Below are 22450 nucleotides of genomic sequence, written 5' to 3' on the forward strand. Positions count from 1 at the left end.
TTCCTCGGGCGTACCCGACAACGAAAAGATACGCCGCCGATACCTCAAGGCGCGCGCTACGGGCGACAGCCCCGAACACCGGCGCGCGGAGATCACTAGGGGCCCCTGGAAGGGCAACACAACTGCCCGGCGTTCTCCTCATGTGTGTCGCCCCCTTTGGGGGCTCGAGAAATGCAACTCGGCCGCTGAACACGGGTTCCGTTCCGCTTCGCTCCATTCCACCCGTGGCTCCAGGCTGCCGTCGGCTTCGCGGGCTGTGAGGCAAGATGTGCACCAGCGGGACTGCAAGACCCTCGGGCCAGCGATAGATGACGCAGATGCCCACAAGACTGAAGCGCACTCGGCCGGCTGTTCACAGCCCCGTCACGCAGAGCGCCACTACATTTTCTCCCGGCAGCGCTCGATACCCATCTGCGCGGTGGTATTGCCGGGGATCTGCACAAGCACCCCTTTGAAGTCCGCGATAGCGGCGGCATAGTCGCCCAAAGCCTCGTGGACTTCGCCCCGCCCGAGGAGGGCCTCGGCATTCTTTGCGTCAAGGGCCAGGGTTTGGTTGAAGTCATCGATGGCGTTCTTCAGGGCCTGCAGGCCTTGTTCACGCAGCGAACCCGCTTCGATGAAGTAGGCGCGGCCGAGGATGGACTTGGCCTGTGCACGGCCCAACCAGGCATCTGGGAGATCTCTCCGGATCTCGATGGCTTTGGTGAAGCTGGTGACCGCATCGTCAATGACCTCCGCGTCGACCAGCCCTTCTTCGGGCTGCGCAAGACCGGTGAGCACTCGTCCGCGCCCCATCCAGGCGTCGATGTTTCCTCGGTCCAGCTCAACCGCGCGATTGAAGGCCTCGTTGGCATCCAGCCATTCGCCATTGTCCAGGGCTTCCTGCCCCTTGACCACGAGGCGTTCGGCCTCTTTCGCGTCTTGGGGGCTGACGGCCGGAGGGCTGTTTTCTTCGGGGTCTTCCGGGGCCGCTTCTTTCGACGGCTTCTCAACCAATCCGGCGTTTTTGGGCTGGGAAGCGACAAAGCGTTGATTGCCGGGGATGCCCGTCCTCTGCTGGCACCCGCAGGCGAGTGCGATAATGCAGAGAAAGGACAGGAGTGTGAAGGACCTGCAGACCATGGGTGCTCATCTCCTGTCTTGGCAGGACCGCACCCCCACTTCAGAATTCCTTCGACACGCAGGGCGTGCTTTCCTGCAGGAGGACAATGCGGGTACGTTTCGGTTTTGCAGACACCTGCGCGCCGTCCATCGCTTTCCCGGGCGTGTCTGAACCCAGGGAAATCGTCCGCCCTACGTGTTTGGCACGAGTTCCACTGACCGAGCGAGTTGATGGCGTGTTGGCATCTCACGGGCGGTCCTTTTGCCTCACAGCCCGAGAAGCGGGCGACAGCTTGTAGCCACGGGTGGAGTGGAGCGAAGCGGAACGAGACCCGTGGAATCGGTGGGCTTTGCATCGCCTGAGCCCCCGAGGGGGGCGACAGAAATCATGAGCCCGCCGGGCGGTTGTGCCGCTCCGTTCAGGGATTGCGGCCCGCTGCGCAGGCTGTGAGGCAACGAGAAGGTCGCTCTTCGTTGGCGGGCAGAGCGAAGGAAGGCGACGACGCCCCACTTCGACCGAATCGTCCCCCTTGCGGGGAGCACCCTCCAATGCCACGGGGCCGTTTGACCGCCTCGCGAGCGACGGGATATACTGCACTATGGAATACACCGACTGCGGGAGGGCGGGATGGAAAGCCGGCGCGAGAGGGAACTGCAGGAGCAGGTGGACAAGCTGCAGGCGGAAGTCGAGAGCCTGCGGGCGCAGGTTGGGACCGGCCGGAGCTACCAGGCGCGTCGGCATGAGTACAAGTCGAACATCACCTGGATGGGACTACCACTGGTGCATATCTGTCAGGGTGCGGACCCGGAGACCGGGAGGCCCGGTGTCGCCAGGGGAGTCATCGCTATCGGGGACGTGGCCATCGGCATCTTGGCCATGGGGGGATTGGCTGCAGGTGGAGTGTGCATCGGTGGGGTCAGTCTGGGGTTGATCGCGCTGTCGGGCGTTTCTATCGGCCTGTTGGCGGCATTCGGGGGAGTAGCCATCGGGGGCATGGCATTCGGGGGGCTTGCCATTGGCGGCCTGGCTGTTGGCGGTTTCGCCCTGGGGTATGTTGCCATCGGCGGCAGCGCAATGGGCTACTACGCTGTCGGCGGCGAGTACTCGACGGTCAGAGAGTTCGCGGAAGCACTGCGTGACCCACTCATACCCGGATTCGTACGCAGGTTTATTGAGCTTGTCTGGGAGTTGCGATGAGCAAGCGATCTATCCCACGCTGCACTCTTGCGGCGCCGGCAGGACCCGTCCGTGGCGTTGGTGTGCGGAGTGGACGGAATATCACCGTTACGCTGCGCCCTGCTAATTCCGGGCAGGGCCTGGCAATCCGGCGAAGTGACCTGGGTGTCGAGTACCCACTTCACCTGGACAATGCGCTGAACCTGCCGACCTGTACGGCGGTGGGTACAAGCCCGCAAGACGCCACGCTGTTCGTGGAGCACCTTATGGCGGTGCTGCACGTGCACCGGATCACGGATCTGGTTCTGGAGCTGGACGGGCCGGAGATACCACTGCTGGACGGAAGTGCAGCCCCCTGGAATGCGTTGGTGCGCCAGGCAGGCACGCGAGAGCTGGAGGGCAGTGTGGAGCCGGTGGTGGTTTCGGAAAACGTGCGCCTCGGGGAAGGTGACCGCTGGATTGAAGCGCGGCCGGCTGATGCGGCGACTTTCTGCTTCGATCTGCAGTACGACCACCCGATGATCAGGTGCGAGATAGCACGATTCAGCATGGATGCGGATGGCTTCGCGCGGATGCTTGCGCCGGCCCGGACTTTTGCGCTCAAAGAGGAATTGGACGCGGCAGTGGCGGCGGGTGAACTGAAGGCCGGGACGGAAGAGAACTGCCGCATCATCTACCAGGACCGCGTCTCCGAGCCGGCCACACTGCCCGATGAGCTTGCGCGGCACAAGGTGCTGGACATGCTGGGCGATCTATACCTGCTGGGGCGTCCGGTGATCGGCGAGATCCACGGCTACAGGACGGGACACGCGCAGAACCGGGAACTGCTCCGCGCGCTTTCCCAGGTGAAATAGGCGCCGCAAAGCGAACACGAGAACCGAGTTGAGGAGGTACCACACCCATGCAGTATCGCGAATATGGCAAGACAGGGATCAAGGTGTCAGCGCTGGGGTACGGGGCCATGCGCTTGCCCAAGGACGATGAGGAAGCGATCTCGTGCATGGTTCGAGGGATGGAGTTGGGCATCAACTACATCGACACCGCCTACGGGTACAATGACGGCTGGAGCGAGAAGATGGTGGGCAAGGCTGCGAGACGCTTCGGTCGCGACAAGGTCTTCATCGCCACGAAGAACCCGATGCACGACGACACCAAGGACGGCTGGTGGAAGCGGCTTGAGCGGTCACTGGATTACCTGAACACCAGCTATATCGACTTCCTGAAGGTCGTGCACGCGCTGTCGTGGGAAGCCTGGGAGCGCATCAACAAACCGGGCGGGATGATCGAGGCGATCATCGAGGCGAAAGATCAGGGCTTGTTCCGCCACACGGTATTCTCCTGCCACGATAGCCCCGAAAACATGATGAAGCTGATCGACACGGGGTTCTTCGAGGGCATTTTGGTGCAGTACAACCTGCTGGACCGCCGGAACGAGGATGTCATCGCCCATGCCGCAGAAATGGGCATGGGTGTGGAAGTCATGGGACCAGTGGGTGGTGGCAGGTTGGGGATGAGTTCGGAGAAGTTGGAGAGCCTCGCGCCCGGCGTCAAGAGCACGCCGGAACTTGCGCTCAGGTTCGTGCTGGCAAATCCGAACGTGTCCATCGCCTTCAGTGGTATGAGCAATATGGATCAGGTGGAAGAGAACTGCGCCACCGCTTCGCGCGAGGATGCGTTGAGTGCGGAGGAGCTTGAGTCCATCGAGCAGGCGCTGCGGGAGAACCAGCGGCTGGCGGAGTTGTACTGCACCGGCTGCAATTATTGCATGCCGTGTCCGCAGAAGGTGGGCATCCCGCAGGCTTTCGCGGCGATGAATATGCACAGGGTGTGGGGTCTCACCGACCACGCGAAGCACATGTACCGCAGGCTCGGGCCCAATCACCGCGAAGGGCTGCTTCAGGCGGACGCGTGCGTTGAATGCGGGAAGTGCGAAGAGAAATGTCCGCAGAACATCCCGATCATCCAACAGCTGAAGGAAACCCACGAAGCTCTGGCGCAGGACTGACGGCGCAGAGAACTGAATCGAAAGATGACCGCGCGCCCGACCATGGAGGCTCTCAACTCCACGGTCGGGCGTTGCTGCTCTCATACGTCACCGTCACCTACAACGTGGTAGAGGGTATGGTCTCGATCCTGGCCGGCGTGATGGCCGGGAGCATTGCGCTCATCGGGTTTGGACTGGACAGCGCGGTTGAATCACTGTCGGGCGGCGTCATGATCTGGCGCTTCCGACTGCACGGGCGCGTCTCAGCCGAGCGCGAGGAGCAGGTTGAGCGGAAGGCGGCGCGGCTGGTTGGGATCACGTTCTTCATCCTGGGCCTGTACGTGCTGTATGAATCCGCGGAGAGCTTGCTGCAACGCCAGGCCCCAGATCCGAGCCCGATCGGTATCATCATCGCCGTCGTCTCGCTCATTGTCATGCCCTGGCTGGCCGTGACTAAACGCCGGGTCGGCGAGGCCATAGGCAGCCGCAGCTTGATGGCAGACGCCAAGGAGACCTTTGCCTGCGCCTGGTTGTCCGCGGCCCTGCTGGTGGGATTGGGGCTGAACACGCTATTCGGACTCTGGTGGGCCGACCCGGCGGCGGGACTGATCGTCGCCGGCTTTCTGTTTCGAGAAGGCTATGAAACCATCTTCGAGGATGATGAGTGCGAGTGCGACGACGACGAGTGCGAACCGGAAGGACAGGAGGCGGGGGAAGCGGTTCCGTAGAAGGAGTCCCGAACAGGCGCTATGCCGAACAAACCCGGCTGGAGGAATTGGGGGAGAATCTGATGATGCTCACAATGTGCCTTATGCTTGGCGTTGCTCTGCTGGTGACCGCTGCGATGGGACAGGACGCTCTCTTCGAAGACGTGCACGTGGTCAAGATGGAGAAGGGGCAGTACGGCCCCCGAGGGATGCCCGGAGACATCATCGAGCTGAAGGATGGCTCGCTGCTCATGTGCTACACCGCCGGAGGCATCGTGGGGCGAAGCTCCACGGACAAGGGGAGGACCTGGAGCGAGCAGTTCCCGCTGGTACCCAATCCCGGACCGTCCATGGAGCGCGGGTACTACTGCCACCCCAGTTTCGCGCGACTTGCCAATGGCGACATCCTCCTGTCCTATATCTACGGCTCAGAGTCGCTTCCGTATTACGGGCATAACTACTACAGGCGTTCCCGGGATGAGGGCAAGACCTGGGGCGACCAGTTCATCTGCACGCCCATGCCCGGCTATGTGATCATGCACAATGACAAGATGCGGGTGCTGTCGTCGGGCAGGATTCTGGCGCCGACCGAGTACAAGAAGCGCTGGCCGGACAGCAATGACCACGGTGGGTACGTGGCCGAGGTGTTCTACTCGGACGACAATGGGTACTCGTGGTTCCGAGGGAATAATGACGTGGATTTCAACCCCCACGAGGCCCAGGAAGCCCACGTGGTGGAACTGAAAAACGGCACGGTCATGATGATGTTTCGCACCTATAGCGGCTGGATGGGGCAGGCGTTCTCGCCCGACGGCGGCGTCTCCTGGTCCCAGCCGGAAGCCCGCGAAGACCTGAGCCTGCCGCGTTCGGGCGCGGTGTCGGTGGACAGAATTCCGTCCACGGGCGACCTGCTGCTGATCCGGATCACTGGAAGCTGCGACGGCAAGCGCCGGGCGCCGCTGACTGCGATGATCTCGAGGGATGAGGGCCAGACCTGGGAGAACCCGCGACACATCGGCGCGGACCCCGAGGATGACTACGGCTACCAGAGCGTGACCTTCGTGGACGACATGGCGATCATCAGCTACCATGCGCGCGATGGCCTGCACGTGGCGAGGATCAAGACTGACTGGTTCTACCAGAAGGACTAAACGAAACCGGTGAGGAGTGGTCTCGGTGGTACGTTTCGCTCTGCTCTTGTGTGCGACTGCAATCTCGATGGCTGCCTGGGCTGACAGGCCGGCGCACAAGCCGATCACGGTGACACTGGACGGGAAGGCCGTGGAGTATCATTCGTCCGTGGTGGACTCCGACATCACGGCGGGGGTCGTGGTGGATGGCAAGCCGATGGTGGCCATGCGGTTCCTGATGGGAACACTGCGGCCAGACACGGAGACCTATCTGCTCCAACGGTGGGGTGTGTTCAAGCTCAACGACTACGCATTCAAGGTGGGCAGCAACCTGGTGATCCGCGAGATTGCGACCCCCGGAGGCGGCGGGTGGGTTGAGCGGCGCATGCCAATCGCGCCGATGATCCTGCCCGACCACGGCGCGGACAGGCTCTACATTCCCGCTATCCCGGTGCTGGGGATGCTTGGGCATGGAACGCAGTGGGTCCCGGAGACGAACACACTGCACATTCGAACCGGCCAGGCCACAGATCAAGAGAAGAGCTTCATGTACTGAACCGGAGGACATTGGTAAGCAGATGGCAACCGTCAAGACCACCGTTGACCCCGGCATCTGCCAGATGATCGCGGTCATCACTGCGACGTGCGAGGACGGGCGAAACGCCAGGGTGAGCATCGAGAGCCGTTGCGAGAAGGTTGGGAAGTTCGCGCCGATGGTGGAAGAGATCGATGTGTTTGGGGAACTGGGGCGCGATCTGGACACCGCCGTATACCGCGCCATGTCCCGGTGCATGTACGGGGGCTGCACCAACTGCATTGTGCCGGCTTCCGTGTCGAAGACCGCGCAGACCGCGGCCGGGCTGGCATTGCCCAGGGATGCGAAGATTGAGTTCGAGGTGGATTGATATGGAGGATAGGCGCGGCGAGACGGACCCAGCCCAACATCGACTGACACCTGACATCCGGCTCATCCTGGAAAGCGGCATCCGGGCACCTTCGGGGCACAATACCCAGCCGTGGAGATTCGATGTCGATGGCGACACTATCCGCGTGCTGCCGGACCTGACGCGGCGCCTGCCGGTGGTGGACCCTGATGACCATGCGCTGTTCATCAGCCTTGGCTGTTGTGTTGAAAACATGTTCATCGCCGCAAGACACGTTGGCATGGACGCGGCGGTGAGTATTGAGGCGGACGGCAGCATCTTCGTCCGGCTCATGGAATCCACTGATGGGCAGAGGGATGATCTGTACGAGGCTATCTCGGAGAGGCAGTCGAACCGTGGCCCGTATGATGGCAGGCCGATCCCCGAAGATCATCTGAAGATGCTACTGGAGGCCGCGGTGCGCGAGGGCGTCCGTGTTCTGCCGTTCGTCGGGCAGGATGAGTTCAGAGAGCTTCTGCCGTTCATCGCGGAGGGGAACCGCTCCCAGTTCGCAGACCGCGGGTTTGTCGACGAGCTTATCTCCTGGGTGAGGTTCACCGACGCCGAAGCAAGGGCCACGCAGGACGGCCTCTGGAGCCGGTGCATGGGTGTCCCCGCGGTGCCAAGGTGGCTCGGCAGTCTGTTCATGCGAGTACTCACCACGCCTAACAGTGAGGCCGCGCGCTGCGAAAAACTGGTGCGCAGTTCGTCGGCGCTCGTGCTGATCGCCGCCGAGGGCAACGACCGTGCCGCGTGGGTGAATGTGGGCCGGTCTTTCGAGCGCCTGGCACTGACGGCCACACGTCTGGGGATCAGTCACGCCCACGTGAACATGCCCTGCGAGGTGCTTCCCGTGCGCCGCAAGCTGGCCGAACATCTCAGTCTGGACGCCGTCCAGCCGTTGCTTCTGATTCGGCTGGGCTATGCGTCGCCGCTGCCGTATTCGATGCGTCGCCCTCTGACGGAAGTGCTGGTCGCCTGAGCGAATACACACTCACTGGCCGAAGAGATCCCCGGAGGCACGAATGCCCAAGATCAAGACCCTTCTTCTTTCGGGTGCGAATAATCATGACTGGCAGCGCTCGACGCCGTACATCAAGAAGATACTCGAGGAATCGGGGAAGTTTGAGGTCACGGTGACCGAGGACCCGTCGTCGGTTCTCGAGGATGCCGCCGCCCTGGAGGAGTACCCACTTCTCTTCTCGGACTACAACGGCCCGGAATGGAGCGATACTGCGAAGGCGAACTTCGAGGCGGCGGTGCGCGGCGGAACGGGGCTTGTGATCTTGCACGCCGCCGACAATGCCTTCCGGGGCTGGGTGGAGTACGAGAAGATGGTGGGGCTCCTGTGGCGCGACGGCACAGGCCACGGGGAGTTCCACGAGTTCCCGGTGACGATTGTGGACCGTGAGCATCCCATCACCGCGGGCGTGGCCGATTTCAGGATCATGGATGAACTTTACCATCGGCTGGTGCACATGCACGGGGTGCCTTACCACGTGCTTGCGACGGGGTTTTCGTCGGAGGAACGCGGTGGAACCGGTAGAGATGAGCCGGTGATGGTGGTGACGCAGTACGGCGAAGGCCGGGTCTTTCACCAGGTGCTCGGGCACATCTGGCAGGGCGACCCAGAGGGGGAGTACAAGGGCGCGAGTTACATCGCGCTGGAAAACCCGGGGTTCGTACAGAGCACGATCCGAGGCTCGGAATGGGCGGCGACAGGGGAAGTGACGGGGTGAGGTGTGAAGCCGGCCTCACCCCCAGCGTCGTGACCGACCTGCTCCCAACTGTCCGTCGCGGTGAGGCTTCTTCGGATCAAAGGGAGATGGCAGGAAACGACGGCCGGCGCGCCACGGGTACGCGCCCTGCAACCGACAGAGAGCGCACGATAGACGCCGGGGCGCGCGTCACTGCATGTTCTTCGGGTGCGGAGTCTTGATAACCAGGAAAGTCACCGGAGCATCGCCCGCGGAAACGTCCATGGGTGTGTCGAAGGGGACGGAGATCGCACTGCCGGGTTCGGCCGTCCAGGATTCGCCGCCCGTAGCCAGGGTGACGGAACCGGTCAGGGGCATGAGGAGCACGTTCGAGTTGCTGTTGTGGTGAGGCAGGGCTTCCCCGGCTGCAAGACGAACTCGCATGATCTGGACATCCTCGGTCTCGTAGGCGCACATCCGATCGCCGGCGTCGGTCAGGTGCAAGTCGACAAGGCTGATCTCAGGCATGATGGGCCCTCCTGGGTATCTGCGGGAGTGGGGAAAGCTTGGGAGAGTTGAACGAACGGCCCCGCGGGTTATCGCGCGGGGCCGTTCGCGGTTCTCCGGGATCAGGCAAGGCAGGCGGCGAGGTCCTCGTCGGGGTCGCCGATGGGCATGATGTTGAAGTTCTCCACCAGGACGTCCAGGATAGCCGGGGTGACGAAAGCGGGCAGGGACGGTCCCAGGCGGATGTTCTTGATGCCCAGGTGCAGGAGGCTGAGCAGGATCGCGACCGCCTTCTGCTCATACCAGCTGACGATCAAGGACAGCGGCAGTTCGTTCACGCCCACGCCGAAGGCGTTCGCGAGGGCAGATGCAATCTGCACGGCGGAGTAGGCGTTGTTGCACTGGCCCACGTCCAGCAACCGCGGAATGCCGCCGATCTCGCCGAAGTCCAGCTTGTTGAACCTGTACTTGCCGCAGGCCAGGGTGAGAATGACGCAGTCATCCGGCACCTTCTGCGCGAACTCGGTGAAGTAGTTCCGGCCGGGCTTTGCGCCGTCGCAACCGCCGATGAGGAAGAAATGCTTTACTGCGCCGGACTTGACGGCCTCAATCACCTTATCGGCGATGCCCAGCACTGGAATGTGGTGGAAGCCGGTGAGGATGGTCTTGCCCTCGGTGTCTTCGAAGCCGGGCATGGCCTTGGCCATCTCGATGACTTCGGAGAAGTCGCGGCTGGTGCCCAGGTGCTTCACGCCGGGCCAGCCCACCGGGCCGAGGGTGAAGATCCGGTCCTGGTAGCTCTCCTTCGGCTTCTGGATGCAGTTGGTGGTCATGACGATGGGGCCGGGGAAGGCGTCAAACTCTTCCCGCTGATTCTGCCACGCGCCACCGTAGTTCCCCACCAGGTGCGGGTACTTGTTGAGTTCCGGGTACATGAAGGCCGGCAGCATCTCTCCATGGGTGTAGACATTGACCCCAGTGCCTTCGGTCTGCTTGAGGAGCTCCAGCAAGTCGGGCATGTCGTGACCGCTGACGAGAATGGCCGGGCCCTTCTTCGTGCCAAGGAAGACCGGGTGCGGTTCGGGGGTGCCGAGAAGTTCGACGTGGCCCGCGTCCAGGATCTCCATGGCCTTGACGTTGGCTTCGCCCGCCTTGAGCGCAAGGCCTACCAGGTCGTTTACGCCCAGAGAGTCATCGGTTGTGGCGGCCAGGCCCTCGTAGATGAACCCGTCGACGAAATCATCGGTCTTGCCCAGTTCTCGGGCATGGAAGGCGTACGCGGCGATGCCCTTGATGCCGTAGACGATGAGCTCGCGCAGGGCGCGGACGTTCTCGTCGAGGCTCGGGTCGCTGAGAATGCCTACCTGGGCGCCGATGCCGAGCAGGTCCTCCAGCCCGGCGTCAGCGGGGATGCAGGGCTTGAGGCAGTCGGGAGCAGTGCCACCCGCTGAGGCCAGGAGGTCCTTGGCCTTCTGCTTGATCTGTTCGGCTTCCTTGACATATTCCACGAAGCGTTTTTCGTCGAAGTTCACGTTGGTCAGAGTGGAGAATATGGCTTCTTCCACGAACGCGTCGATCTCATCACTGCGGGCACCCAAGTCCCATGCGGCTTTCATGATCCGGGCAGTGCCCTTGAGGGAGTGGATCAGAAGGTCCTGCATTGTTGCGGTCCGCGGATCCTTGCCGCAGACCCCCATCTTGGTGCAGCCGGTTCCTCCAGCGGTTTGCTCGCACTGAAAACAGAACATCGACATGTGCAGCCCTCCTTCGTATCGTATCGGCCGTCCAGCGTGCCTTGACCGTACCCCATCGGCCGCGCCAACACTTTGACTTGAGTCAACCCCCTGAACTTTTTCGGCGTTCGCGGCTCAGATTCCCTCCACGAGACCCCGCAGCCCGTCCTCGTCCAGGATTCGGACGGTCCCGCTACGGTCTTCGATGAAGTTCTCCTGGCGCAGTCTGCGGAAGGCGCGGGAGAGAGGCTCCAGCACGGTACCCAGGCGGGCAGCGAGTTGCGTCTTCGTGCCGGGCAGCACGCAGACGCCGTCGCGGGAGTTCTCCAGCAGATACCGGGCGAGGCGCGCGGCAACATCGCGCAGGGACAGGTCTTCGATGGTCACTACAAACTCCCGCAATCGCTGGACCAGGCCTCCGATCATGGACAGGGCAAGCTCGGGGTCCTCACGGATGAGATCCAGGAGCCGGTCTCGCTGGATGCCCAGCAGCCGCGAGTCTTCGGTGGCCATTGCTGATGCGGGGTAGATTCCGCCGCCGAACACTGCGGCCTCGGCAACGAGATCGCCCGGGCCGAGAATGTGCAGGATCTGCTCACGGCCTTCCGACGACAGCAGGTAGACCTTCACTGCGCCGGACAGGATCAGGTAGAAGGCCCGCGCCTCCTGTCCGCCAGTGAAGATCTCGGACTCCTTCGGGTAGCTGCGAACGGTGGATGCGCTTGCAAGCCGGGACAACTGTCGCTCACTGAGATCACTGAAAAGGCTGGTGGAGCGCAAGGCGTCGTGCACAGACTGTTCCAAGGAACACCACCTGCGAAAGATTGATCTGGGCCCGGACACCTACCGACCAAGTGGACATTCGCCGGAACCCGAACTCGGCCCTTCCTCGAAGTCTCAAATGGGGAGCGCGAACAACCGACGCCCGGGCCAATGTGGCTCCGGGCGTCGCTGGTGATGCCGCCGGACGGTGCTGCGGCGACAGACGAAAGACCTCTTATCGTGCGGACAGCCTAATCCTTCGGCTTTTCGGCGGTTTTCTCGTTGGCCTTCGGGGCATCTTTCGTGTCACTGGCGGTCTCTTTGCGGCAGCCCTCGTCACAGTCGGCGCAGTTGCCATCGCAGGGCTCGGATTTGGCTGCGTGCGGGCAGTCCGCGCATTTTTCGGCATCGCAATTGTCCGCACAAGCCTCGTCGTCATAGGGGCAACTCTCACAGGTCTCTTTGTCGCAAGCCTCCGAGCAGGAGCCCTTCTCTGCCTCTTCCTTCGCGGCGATCAGGCTCTGGGCCGGGCAGACGCCCTGGTTCTCGGGGCCACCACCGCAACCGCCCCCACCGCAACCGCCCCCTGTACTGAGCACGCAGGCACCGGCGCTTTCAGCGGCAGCAGCCGCTTCCTTGCGGTTGAGCGTCTCGCTTACGGACAACAGGGCGGATGCGACCAGAACCGCAGACAAGATGACAACCAGCACCGTCTTCGTGCTTTTCATGCGCGCTCCTCCCGGAATGGGCTCCAATATTGCCCGGGGTCGTGGGTACCAGGCAGATGGTATCACAAAAGCATATCTGGTGTGCATAAGTTCCCGACAAGAAATGTATGACATTTTCTGGGGCAGGACAGGGGAGCATCTCGGGCCTGCAGGAAAGAAGAGCGCGGACGGCGAACTGCCTCCAGTTACTACGGCCGACTCATTCCTCAGGAGCCCCTCAAATGCTGCCTCGCGAGCGCGTCGCGCTTACTCTGGAGCACCGCGAACCTGACCTTGTTCCCTGGGGTGAGCATTTTATCGACTGGAACATTCACGAGATGGTGCTGGGCAGGCCGACCTGGGTCCATGCGAAGATCAGGGAGCTCACCGCCCTGTGGGAAGGCCGGCGCGACGAGGTGGTGGAGTCATACAAGCGAGACACGCTGGACATCACCGACGCGCTGGGGATGGACATCATCACCGTATATCTGAACCCCGCTGCTGGAACCGTAGGCAGCCCGTATGAGAAGGTGGACGACGAGACGTATCAAGACGGGGCGGGCAACCTTTATCGCGTCTCGGCATCGACTGGACAGCTGATGCCTTACAAGCGGGTTGCGCCCACTTCCGAATACACGGTGCCTACACCGGAACAGATTCGCGAGCAGATCGAGCAATTTGAAGCGAACCCGCCTGCGAAGCCCGATGACTCATGCTGGGAACTGACGCGGCACGTTGTGAAGGAGAGGAAAGATACCCACTGGATCAATATCTGCATCGGGGATTTCGGCTGGCCCATGGTGGGGCCCACCGAGGAAGAGCAGTATATGAACCTGATCCTGCACCCCGAACTGCACGAACCGATCACCGAACTCAACGCGAAGCGAATGATTCACCAGCTCAAGTGGTATGCGGAGGAGGGCGTCGATTCGGTGATGCCCGCGGGAGACCTGGGCAGTTCGACGGCACTGCTGGCTAGCCCCAAGATTCTGCGGGATACGGTGCTCCCATGGTGGAAAGAGTTCGTGAAGACCGGGCATGATCTGGGCCTGAAGATGATCAAGCACTGCTGCGGGAATGTCTGGGAGGCCCTGCCGATGCTGATCGAGGCAGGATACGACGGATACGAGGGCATTCAGGCCAGCGGGACCATGGACATGAAACCACTCAAGGAGAAGTACGGGGACGCCTGGACGCTCTGGGGAGGAATCTGGAACGAGCACTTGATCCTGGGCACCCCCGAGGATATTGAAAACGATGCGAAGCACGCTATCAAGTACGGCGCGCCGGGCGGAGGGTTCATCTACGGGGCGACCCATTCGCTGGCGGTTGGGACGAAGCCGGAGAATCTCGAGCGGATGAAGGAATGTCGGGAGAAGTATGGGCACTACCCGATCCACGTGCCGGATTGATAAGGTGGTCGGCGGGTCGGGAGCCCCGGAGGCACTTGAGGATTATTGGTGTTCATATCGCTCGACTGAGCATACTCCAGGCAAACCAAGATGACTGTGGTCCATCCCTTGCGGGAAGCGAGGTCCCAGGAATGGGCCAGAAGCCCTGGAAGGGCGGCCGGACCCGGTGAGAACCGGGGTATACGCAAGAACACTCGCGCCGATGATCGGATCCGCTCCGCGAGCTTTGGGGCAAGGGCTCAGGGCGAGGGCACGGTGAGTACGAATTCGGCCCCAGCCGGCATGTACTCCACCAAACCGATGGTCAGGCCCTCGGGCCCGCGGTCGCGTTGACTTGCACCAAGGCGTCGTGTATCATGCTAGGCGGCTCATTCCGCGAATTCCTGGCGTGCGCTGGGTAACCAGGAGGCCGATTTTCATGCGTCGCGTTCTGCCATCATCTGTGTGCGCACCGAGGCACTCGAGGACCGCAGCCTGCACTGCCGGATGGGTGGCATTGGCCCTGCTGGCGCTGGTCATCTGCATCCCCGCGGGCGCGGCGGTCAAGACGGAGCCGGTGCCAGGCAAGACTGTAAACACCTGGACTCCCGACGGTACCAAGGTCGTTCCGCCAGAGGCTGTTTCGGGGCAGGTCCTGATCCAGTTGCATGCAGGAACGACCGATGCCCAGTTGCAGGCGGCCCTCGCCCGGCGCCAGGGGACTGTCCTCAAGGCGATCCCCAGCATCAACACGTACCTGGTGAGCCTGCCGGACGGTATGAGCGTGATGCAGGGTGTGGCGGCGTGGGGGGGAGAGAGCATTGTTGCGCTTGCGGGCCCTGACCTGGTCTGCCATTTCACTGCGGTGCCCGGTGACCCGCTGTATTCGCAGCAGTATCATCTCCCACTCATCAGTGCACCCAATGCCTGGGACGTGACGCAAGGGAGCGCGCAGGTGATCGTGGCCGTCGTAGACAGCGGAGTGGACATAGATCACGAAGACCTGGCGACGCGCATCTGGCGCAATACGGCAGACCCGATCAACGGCATAGACGACGATGGCAATGGCTATGTCGATGACCACGTAGGCTGGGACACCGGCAACAACGACAATGATCCGAAGCCCAACCCGGCCGACTCCGCCGCGTACAATGTGGTGACCCATGGGACCCATGTAGCCGGCATAGTCGGCGCTGCCACCAACAATGCCGCAGGAGTAGCCGGCGTTGACTGGACCTGTCGGCTCATGGCGGTCAAAGTCGGGGATGAAAGTGGCAACCTGTCGACGAGCGCGATACTCGAAGGCTTCACGTACGCTGTGGACAACGGTGCGGACGTGATCAACCTGAGCCTGAGAGGCGGGTATACGGAGCTGTGGAATAACCCCATTTCGCAAGCCATCGCCAAAGGCGTGGTTGTGGTGGCCGCTGCCGGGAACGACTACTGGGAGTTCACCGACAGCCAGGCAACCTGGATGAGCCCAGTCTGCAACGATGGGCCCTTCTTCACCGACAACTACGTCCTCGGCGTTGCCGCAACCGATGAAGACGATATCAAGGCGGACTTCTCCAACTATGACGGTTCGAGCCGCAACTTCGTGGATGTCTCCGCTCCGGGCGTAGATATCATTAGTACATACCTGAATGATCCTGTCGCCGGTCTCGGCCAACTCTACGGTCCGATGAGTGGCACCTCCATGGCGTGCCCGGTTGTTGCGGGTGTGGCCGCGATGGTCAAAGCGCGGTTCCCTCAGGCCACGCCGGCGGATGTCATCAAACAGATTCGGCTGTCTGCGGACAACATCGACGCTGAGAACCCGTTCTACCTGGGCAAAATCGGCACGGGGCGCGTCAACCTGCACAAATCGGTCATTGACGTGCCACCAGCCGCCCCCAAGACAGTGTCGGCATTCGACAGCCCGGGCGATGAGGGCGGCAGCGTTACAGTGATCTGGAGCAAGTCCGCGGACGACGGCAAGGGCTTCAATGACGTGGTGGGTTACGACGTGATGCGCTCCACCACCGGGCAGGACGGGAGCTTCGCCACCATCAAGACAAACCTGCCCAAGGGCACCACGAGTTACATCGACACAAACGTGGTCGATTTGACCAGTTACTGGTACAAAGTGCGCGTGCGCGATGCGGCGAACGTCACGGAGTCAGCGACTGCCGGGCCCGCGATCCCACGCGATGACTTGGCGCCGGCCCCGATCGACAACCTGTTCGCGGCCGATACGCTGGGTGATGACGGCGGCTCGGTGACCGTCAATTGGTCGGGCTACAAGAGTCCCGCCGACTTCGTAGAATACCGGGTATACCGGTCGGAGAAGGCTTTCACCGCGCTGGGCGAGGATGGCGTCACTGAAATTGCGACTATCGACGAGGCCACGGAGCAGGTGTACGTGGACCAGAGCGTGATCGATGGGACGCAGTACTGGTATGCAGTGGGCGTCGTGGACGACTTGGACAATGAGAACGCGCAGGTCCAGGTAGCCGGTCCGGTCGTGCCGAGCCCGAATTTCACCTTCAACTACCCGGCGGGCCTTTCGATGGTGGCCATCGGCGCGGAGACCCCGGAGAAGGATCTGGCGAAGCTGCTGGGCATTGATGCCGCGGATCTGAAGGCCGCTCGGTACGACCCGGCGCAGGGCGCTTACCGCAAGTATGCGGACAATCCCGCAGACCCGTTCCTGCGACAGGCCCTGGGCCGGGCATTCTGGGTGTCGGCGCCGTCCGCGCTCCTGCGCAGCATTGCGGGGGAAGAGACCACCGACGATCCGTTCCCGATCCCGATCGTTCCGGGCTGGCAGATGATCGGTAACCCCTTCACCACCGCGGCGGACATCGAATTCGCCACGGTGACGGCGAACGGTGACACCGTGAGTCTGCGAGAAGCCGCGCAACGCGGCTGGGTTCGGGACTACATGTGGGCCTACGACGCCTTCCTGCGAAGTTACACGCTTCTGAGCCCCAGTATCGACTGGGCCTCGACGATTATCAGCAAGGGCCGCGGTGTATTCTTCCGGTCCTTCGTAACGGGAACCCTCAATCTCCCGCGCCAGGGTGCAGCGACGCCCGCGGGTGCTGTCGCGGAGAAGCTGGCGGGGGCCGACTGGAAGATCCGGCTGGTCGCCGAAACCGCGAGCGGCGCGGATGTGGACAATTTCGTGGGCGTGAGCAGTGCGGCAACAAGCCTCAATACTCTGTCCAGCCCGCCTCCGCAGGGGGTAGACCTGTATTTCGACGGTGACGGCGCGGTGCGCCCTGCTGCGAAGTTCGCCGAGCCTGGCGGGGCAATCAACTGCACGGTGAACGTGCGCACTGAGAGCGCGGGCACTGTGGTGCTGCGTTGGCCGGACCTGAGCGGAATGCCGGCAGACTACCGGCCCGTGCTGGTGGACACCCGGAGCGGGAAGAGGACCTACCTGCGCACCGTTACCAGCTATGCATTCGAGGCGGAAGCCGGCGGCGTGCGGTCCTTCGAACTGGAATTGGCACCGGTCAGCGGTGCAGCGCTCGTGGTTCGCAGCATGGCGGCGGCTCCGTCCGGCGCGGGTGCGCAGGTCGTGTTCACGCTGAGCCAGGATGCATCGGTGACGGCGGAGGTGCTGAACATTGCGGGGCGGCGGGTCAGGACACTGGCCACGGTTGAGGCCAACGGCGGCGAGCTTACCACGTTGAGCTGGGATGGCCGCGGCGACTACGCTCCTGTTCCGGCGGGGCGGTATCTGGTGCGCGTGACCGCCACGACGCGGGACGGCCAGACGGCGTCTGCGGTGACAACTCTGAACCTCGCGCGCTAGAGCGCTGGGAGGCGAGTGTGGGGAACAAAGCGGGCCTGTCGGCGGTCTCATAAATGCCCGTTGTAATGATCCAAGACTGCCCCGGGAAAACCGCTGACGTATTCCCAGGCAATCAGGAAGACGGTGTTCCGTTTGCGCTGCCCGAGTACATGCACATATTTCAGGGGGATGGCCGGCGTTGCTCTGGCCGTCCTCCTTTTCGCATCCTGGATGCCGGCGCTGGCGCTTCCGAGTCCACGCGGCGTGGTGGAATTGCGTGGGCCAGGAAGCCTGGGAACCATGCGTGTCGCCGGCCATACCGCTCCGGACCTTGCCGCGCGGGGCCGACTGCTGGTGGGCGTCAGGCCAGGCGTAGCCACCGCTTCCGCAGTCTCGCAGTCTGTTGGTGCGGTGGATGGTAAAGTCGTGCACGCCATGGGTGGCGGCAGGATACTGGTGGTGGACATTCCGGATGATGCCGACATTCTCGCGACAGCCGCCAGACTGGCCAAGCAGGCAGGGATTGAGTTCGCCGAGCCGGACCGGGTCGTGTATCCCCAACTTGTCCCCAATGACGCTGAATACCCCAGCCAATGGCATCTGCCCAAGATTTCCGCTCCGGCCGCATGGGACATCATCACCAGCAGTCCACAGATTATCATCGCCGTCATCGACTCAGGGATCGACTCGGACCACCCGGACCTGGCAGGGCGTCTCTGGGTGAACACTGGTGAAATCCCCGGGAATGGCAGGGATGACGACCGGAATGGGTACATCGATGATGTGAATGGGTGGAATTTCGAGGCGGGGAACAATAATGTTGAGGCAATCCCGGACGGGATCGACCAGAATGGCGACGGCACGCCCGATGAGCAGGTGAACCACGGAACGCTCACAGCGGGGCTTGCGGCAGCGACCGGGAACAACAATTTCGGTTGCGTCGGCGTTTCCTGGGCGGCCACAATCATGCCGGTCAAGGTCTTTGATGACGACGGCACGACCTTCGTCTCAACCGTTGTGGACGCCATGTACTATGCGGCGCGCAACGGCGCGTTCGTCATGAACCTGAGTATCGGGGCGCCGTATGAGGACAGCTTTACGCCGCCCATCCAGGAGATGTGGAACAGGGGTGGCCTGACTGTTTGCGCCGGCGGCAACGAGGGCCGGGAGATCACAGACAGCCGCAGCAGTTGGACCTCGCCGACCTGCAACAACGGCCCGAGCCCCCTCACGGACAACATGGTGATCGGCGTCGGTGGTCTGACACAGCAAGACAGGAAGGCTTCGTGGAGCAACTACGACGGGAGCAGCGCGAAGACTTTCGTGGATGTGTTCGCCCCTGGGCTGAACATCTTCGGCCCGGCGGTGTACTACCCGTCGATTCCGCAATTTAGCTCGTATTTCACCACGAACAGCGGGACTTCGTTCGCTGCCCCGCTTGTGTCGGGGCTGGCTGCTCTGCTGAAAGCTCAGAACCCGGCGCGCACCAACGCGGAAATTGTGTCGCTGATACGTTCTTCATGCGACAACATCGACGCCCTGAACCCCGGATTTGCCGGGAAGCTTGGTATGGGGCGGATCAACTGCGCGCGCGCAGTCGGTGCAGACCTGCCCGTCGCTGCGCCGACCAACCTGCAGGCGTATGATACCCCCGCAGACCAGGGCGGCAGCATCACCCTTCTGTGGACCCGCTCGATCGACGATGGCGGGGGGAGCAATGCCGTGACGCATTATGTGATCAGCCGGGCGCGCGATGCCCTGCCCACCACGAACGGGGGCTGGTTGGAGATCGCGCAGGTGCCCGCGGGGACGGGCCAGTACCTGGACGCGAGCACGATCGACGGCGTGGGGTACTTCTACCGCGTGGCCGCTGTGGGCGCGAATAGTCGCAGCGAGTCAACCCCCGTGGGACCGATCTACTCCTTCGACGATTCTGCGCCCCCGCGTGTAGACTCTCTGCGAGCGTACGACCGTCCAGTGGACGGCGGCGGCGCCATTGAGCTGGATTGGGCCGGATATGCTGGGCCGGATGACCTCGCCGGGTTCCGCATCTATCGCAGCTCGACCGGGTTCACGACGGTGCTGAACATGCTGCCCGCATTCAGCATCAACAACCCCAATGCTCGGTCCTTCACCGACACCACCACCACAGACGGGATTGACTACTTCTACGCGGTGGTTGGCTATGACACGCTGGGCAACTCCCGGCCCGATGTTGTCGCCATCGGGCCAGTGCAGAGCTTTGCTAACGGCCCGGTGACCTTCGAGGCGGGCCTGCATTTCATGAGTGCGCCGATAATCCCCGACGACGGCCATCCGGCCACTCTTTTGGGGATCCCGACGGCGCAGCTGCGCTATGCGCGGTACAACAACGCACTGGACAATTACAGCGTGTACTCGGGCGAGCCCCTCAGCGAGTTCCTGAGACTCGAGCTGGGCCGGGGGTTCTGGCTGCAGCTCCCGAGCCGCACCACCTTTGTTCCAGACGGCGCGATCGCTCCAGCAGGGAATCTGACCATCCCTCTCGAACCGGGCTGGCAGCAGGTGGGCAACCCATACTTCGGGCGGCTGGACTTCAGCGCGTCCACGGTTACCTACAACAACAACACGATGGACCTTGACAGTGCAGACAGCCTTGGGATTTTGGCCAGTTATGGCTGGAAATACGACCGTGTCACGAACGACTATGTCCTGCTGCATCCTGTTCTTGGACAAAGCACGGCAGTGGAAGCCTGGTGCGGGTTCTGGGTGCTCGCGGAGAAGGAGTGCAGCTTGACGCTGATGCGGCCGTCAGGCACGGCGGGTGTCGCGGCGGCGAGTAAGCAGGCCGTCCCTGCCGGCGAGTGGCCGCTGCAGATTGTCGCGCACGGCAAGGGCAACGTGGATTCTGCGAACTACTGCGGGGTGTCCAGCGCGCCCAGCGGGATTATCTCTCCTCCCGCCGCCGGCGGCGGGGTGACACTGAACTTCCAGGCCAAGGGCTCAAGCAGTGCACAGTGTGCGACAGCCTTCGAGACTGCCGCACGGCCGGCAATGGAATGGCCGTTCACGGTAAGCTGGCAGAAGCCGCAAGGCACAGTGAGGCTGGAATGGCCCGACTTGAGCCGGGTGCCGCGAGAGTACTCGCTGGTACTGGAGGACCTGGATACCGGCCGCACGCTGAGCATGAGACATCAGACGTCGTATTCTGTGGATGCAACGTCTGCGGAGGGCACGCGGCGGTTCGTGGTGAAGGCTAGCCAGCAGACTTCGGGCGGGGTGCAGATCACGGCGATGTCCGCACAGACAACGGCGGTCGGCGCCCAGGTTGCGTTCACCCTATCCACCGCAGCGACATGCGATGTGGCAATACTGAACATCGCGGGACGGCGGGTTGGAACAGTTGAGACGGGTAAGGTGCGGGGCGCCGGAGCTAACGTGGTGGTGTGGAACGGGCGCAATGATGGGGGCTCGCGGGTGCCTGCCGGACAGTATCTTGTGCGAATAACCGCTCAGTCTGACGACGGAACGAGCACTTCAGCCTTGCGCAGTATGCGCATTGGCAACTAAAATAGGTCGGCAGCTGCGTCCGCCTGCCGGATGCGGGCTGGCAGTCGTATGCCGAGGTGTCTGAAGTCTACGAGGTCCAACATACCTCGGGAGGGTTCGTGGCATGTCACGAACAGCCTGGATGCTACCGCTGGTGCTGCTGGTGCTCATCGTTTTCGCTGGTTGTGGTGGTGACGACGCCGTTGTGCCTCAGGACGACGGCAACGCGCCGCACCCGGACAACGCTACAGTCGCAGGACGCGTAGTGAAGGCGGACAACCCCAATCCGACTCAGCCCGCTGAGGGTCTGAGCCGGGCCGTGGTCACAGAGCCCTCGACAGGGCGCAGCGTTGAAACCGATTCAACGGGTGCCTTCGTCCTTACCGGGCTGCCGGCCAGCAACAATCTGCTGATCAACGCCTCGGTGCCGCGGTCGGGTGAATACGACTCGGCGCACCTGTATGTGCAGACGACGCGCAACCAGGTCACTCAGGTTGAAATCTCGGTTCTGCCGGTTGCCCTGGGCAAACCGACCGCGCTGGCGATCGGGCCCGAGAATGTGACCGTGGAGGCCGGCGCGTCGGTGCAGTACACGGCCACCGTCGCTTTTGGCGCACAGGTCGTGCAGGTGCAGCCATCCTGGACGCTGCTGAACGATCCGGTGGGGGCGTTCCAATACAACGGGCGGCCAGGCAGGTTCGTGACTACCCAAGCCGGCGTGGGGCGAATTCGGGGCACTGTGGGGGATCTGGTTGCGGAGACCACCTTGACGGTCGTCGGATCCAGGCCGCCGGACATCAGTTCGGTGTTCGCTTCGCACAGCGTTGACCGGCCTGTGGCGGCTACGGGTGGAAATGTGACCGTAACTGCGGCGGTCAGCGACGGGGACGGCGTGCGCCATGTTTACCTGGACGTGTTCCCGCAGCATGCGGCGCCGGAGGCCCCGATCGCCGGGACGCTCATAGCCGGCGCTTCGGATGACGGTACCTGGCGCATCGTGTATCCGGCCCCTGCCAACAGCAACCAGCCCAATGCCCAGGGCGTGCAGGCGCCGCAGATGTACAGCATGCGCGTTCGAGCGCTGGACGCTGACGAGCCTGCGCCGGGAACTTTGACCCCGGCCGAACTGGCGCAGTGGTACCGGGATCATCAGACGACCTCGGACTGGCTGGACTTCGCGGTGTCCGGGCTGGAAGCTCCTCCGCCTCCGTCCGGGTAGCGACGCCGCCAATTGAAGGCAGTGTCTTACGCGGCCAGGGGGCTGTATGCTTCCTGGCCGTTTCGTTTACCGGTTTTCATATGCCCGCCTGAGCGATGAGACG

18 protein-coding genes are annotated in these 22450 nt (G+C 62.7%); 13 read left to right on the top strand and 5 right to left on the bottom strand.

Annotated features, from left to right (window positions below):
- Window positions 1-378: 378 nt before the first annotated feature.
- Complete coding sequence (locus tag HPY44_02305) at window positions 379-1122, bottom strand: tetratricopeptide repeat protein (GenBank protein ID NSW54819.1); 744 nt, start codon at window positions 1120-1122, stop codon at window positions 379-381.
- A 607-nt stretch (window positions 1123-1729) separates the two neighbouring features.
- On the opposite strand from HPY44_02305, the gene HPY44_02310 reads away from it, so the two are divergent.
- The 9 genes from HPY44_02310 (at window position 1730) to HPY44_02350 (ending at window position 8761) form a co-directional block, all read left to right on the top strand.
- Window positions 1730-2299: a hypothetical protein gene (locus HPY44_02310; protein ID NSW54820.1), complete on the top strand. Its 570-nt coding sequence runs from the start codon at window positions 1730-1732 to the stop codon at window positions 2297-2299.
- Window positions 2296-3132: a UDP-3-O-[3-hydroxymyristoyl] N-acetylglucosamine deacetylase gene (lpxC, locus tag HPY44_02315; protein NSW54821.1), complete on the top strand. Its 837-nt coding sequence runs from the start codon at window positions 2296-2298 to the stop codon at window positions 3130-3132. Before HPY44_02310 ends, lpxC begins: the two co-directional genes overlap by 4 nt.
- A 47-nt stretch (window positions 3133-3179) precedes the next feature.
- Entirely contained in the window at window positions 3180-4283 is a 1104-nt protein-coding gene (locus HPY44_02320; GenBank protein NSW54822.1) for an aldo/keto reductase, read from the top strand.
- Entirely contained in the window at window positions 4217-4990 is a 774-nt protein-coding gene (locus tag HPY44_02325) for a cation transporter (protein NSW54823.1), read from the top strand. The genes HPY44_02320 and HPY44_02325 overlap by 67 nt, the downstream gene beginning before the upstream one ends.
- 116 nt (window positions 4991-5106) lie before the next feature.
- Window positions 5107-6120 carry an exo-alpha-sialidase gene (locus HPY44_02330; protein ID NSW54824.1) on the top strand — a complete coding sequence of 338 codons (1014 nt, stop codon included), beginning with the start codon at window positions 5107-5109 and terminating at the stop codon, window positions 6118-6120.
- A gap of 25 nt (window positions 6121-6145) precedes the next feature.
- Entirely contained in the window at window positions 6146-6655 is a 510-nt protein-coding gene (locus HPY44_02335) for a hypothetical protein (GenBank protein NSW54825.1), read from the top strand.
- Window positions 6656-6677: 22 nt separating this feature from the next.
- The gene (locus HPY44_02340; GenBank protein NSW54826.1) at window positions 6678-7004 is read left to right on the top strand and encodes a hypothetical protein; all 327 of its coding nucleotides are present in this window, start codon (window positions 6678-6680) and stop codon (window positions 7002-7004) included.
- Between the two features lies 1 nt (window position 7005).
- Window positions 7006-8004 (top strand): nitroreductase family protein, encoded by a 999-nt coding sequence (locus HPY44_02345; GenBank protein NSW54827.1) that lies wholly within the window; start codon window positions 7006-7008, stop codon window positions 8002-8004.
- Window positions 8005-8047: 43 nt separating this feature from the next.
- Window positions 8048-8761, top strand: a complete 714-nt coding sequence (locus HPY44_02350) for a ThuA domain-containing protein (GenBank protein NSW54828.1) — start codon at window positions 8048-8050, stop codon at window positions 8759-8761.
- A gap of 168 nt (window positions 8762-8929) precedes the next feature.
- On the opposite strand, the gene HPY44_02355 is transcribed toward HPY44_02350, so the two are convergent.
- The 4 genes from HPY44_02355 to HPY44_02370 form a co-directional block, all read right to left on the bottom strand.
- Window positions 8930-9247 carry a hypothetical protein gene (locus HPY44_02355; protein NSW54829.1) on the bottom strand — a complete coding sequence of 106 codons (318 nt, stop codon included), beginning with the start codon at window positions 9245-9247 and terminating at the stop codon, window positions 8930-8932.
- Window positions 9248-9348: 101 nt separating this feature from the next.
- Window positions 9349-10974: a hydroxylamine reductase gene (hcp, locus tag HPY44_02360; protein NSW54830.1), complete on the bottom strand. Its 1626-nt coding sequence runs from the start codon at window positions 10972-10974 to the stop codon at window positions 9349-9351.
- 120 nt (window positions 10975-11094) lie between these two features.
- On the bottom strand, window positions 11095-11763 hold the full coding sequence (locus tag HPY44_02365) for a Crp/Fnr family transcriptional regulator (protein ID NSW54831.1): 669 nt from the start codon (window positions 11761-11763) through the stop codon (window positions 11095-11097).
- Window positions 11764-11972: 209 nt separating this feature from the next.
- A complete protein-coding gene (locus HPY44_02370) occupies window positions 11973-12449 on the bottom strand; it encodes a hypothetical protein (GenBank protein NSW54832.1) in 477 nt (158 codons plus the stop codon).
- A gap of 221 nt (window positions 12450-12670) precedes the next feature.
- Between HPY44_02370 and HPY44_02375 the strand changes: the two genes are divergently transcribed.
- From HPY44_02375 to HPY44_02390, 4 genes are all read left to right on the top strand, one after another.
- Window positions 12671-13840 carry a hypothetical protein gene (locus HPY44_02375; protein NSW54833.1) on the top strand — a complete coding sequence of 390 codons (1170 nt, stop codon included), beginning with the start codon at window positions 12671-12673 and terminating at the stop codon, window positions 13838-13840.
- A gap of 418 nt (window positions 13841-14258) precedes the next feature.
- Window positions 14259-17621, top strand: coding sequence for a S8 family serine peptidase (locus tag HPY44_02380; protein ID NSW54834.1), 3363 nt, complete (start codon window positions 14259-14261; stop codon window positions 17619-17621).
- 279 nt (window positions 17622-17900) lie between these two features.
- Window positions 17901-21149 carry a S8 family serine peptidase gene (locus HPY44_02385; GenBank protein NSW54835.1) on the top strand — a complete coding sequence of 1083 codons (3249 nt, stop codon included), beginning with the start codon at window positions 17901-17903 and terminating at the stop codon, window positions 21147-21149.
- Window positions 21150-21252: 103 nt separating this feature from the next.
- Window positions 21253-22347: a hypothetical protein gene (locus tag HPY44_02390; protein ID NSW54836.1), complete on the top strand. Its 1095-nt coding sequence runs from the start codon at window positions 21253-21255 to the stop codon at window positions 22345-22347.
- Window positions 22348-22450 lie beyond the last annotated feature (103 nt).

It is taken from the genome of Armatimonadota bacterium, assembly GCA_013314775.1.
Classification (GTDB): Bacteria; Armatimonadota; Zipacnadia; order Zipacnadales; family JABUFB01; genus JABUFB01.

Coding starts and splice junctions, on each gene's coding strand:
- HPY44_02380 (NSW54834.1), top strand. CDS start 14,259: ATGCGTCGCGTTCTGCCATCATCTGTGTGCGCACCGAGGCACTCGAGG.
- HPY44_02370 (NSW54832.1), bottom strand. CDS start 12,449: ATGAAAAGCACGAAGACGGTGCTGGTTGTCATCTTGTCTGCGGTTCTG.
- HPY44_02330 (NSW54824.1), top strand. CDS start 5,107: ATGGGACAGGACGCTCTCTTCGAAGACGTGCACGTGGTCAAGATGGAG.
- HPY44_02340 (NSW54826.1), top strand. CDS start 6,678: ATGGCAACCGTCAAGACCACCGTTGACCCCGGCATCTGCCAGATGATC.
- HPY44_02305 (NSW54819.1), bottom strand. CDS start 1,122: ATGGTCTGCAGGTCCTTCACACTCCTGTCCTTTCTCTGCATTATCGCA.
- HPY44_02350 (NSW54828.1), top strand. CDS start 8,048: ATGCCCAAGATCAAGACCCTTCTTCTTTCGGGTGCGAATAATCATGAC.
- HPY44_02320 (NSW54822.1), top strand. CDS start 3,180: ATGCAGTATCGCGAATATGGCAAGACAGGGATCAAGGTGTCAGCGCTG.
- HPY44_02390 (NSW54836.1), top strand. CDS start 21,253: ATGTCACGAACAGCCTGGATGCTACCGCTGGTGCTGCTGGTGCTCATC.
- lpxC (NSW54821.1), top strand. CDS start 2,296: ATGAGCAAGCGATCTATCCCACGCTGCACTCTTGCGGCGCCGGCAGGA.
- HPY44_02325 (NSW54823.1), top strand. CDS start 4,217: ATGTCCGCAGAACATCCCGATCATCCAACAGCTGAAGGAAACCCACGA.
- HPY44_02355 (NSW54829.1), bottom strand. CDS start 9,247: ATGCCTGAGATCAGCCTTGTCGACTTGCACCTGACCGACGCCGGCGAT.
- HPY44_02345 (NSW54827.1), top strand. CDS start 7,006: ATGGAGGATAGGCGCGGCGAGACGGACCCAGCCCAACATCGACTGACA.
- HPY44_02385 (NSW54835.1), top strand. CDS start 17,901: ATGCGTGTCGCCGGCCATACCGCTCCGGACCTTGCCGCGCGGGGCCGA.
- HPY44_02375 (NSW54833.1), top strand. CDS start 12,671: ATGCTGCCTCGCGAGCGCGTCGCGCTTACTCTGGAGCACCGCGAACCT.
- HPY44_02310 (NSW54820.1), top strand. CDS start 1,730: ATGGAAAGCCGGCGCGAGAGGGAACTGCAGGAGCAGGTGGACAAGCTG.
- hcp (NSW54830.1), bottom strand. CDS start 10,974: ATGTTCTGTTTTCAGTGCGAGCAAACCGCTGGAGGAACCGGCTGCACC.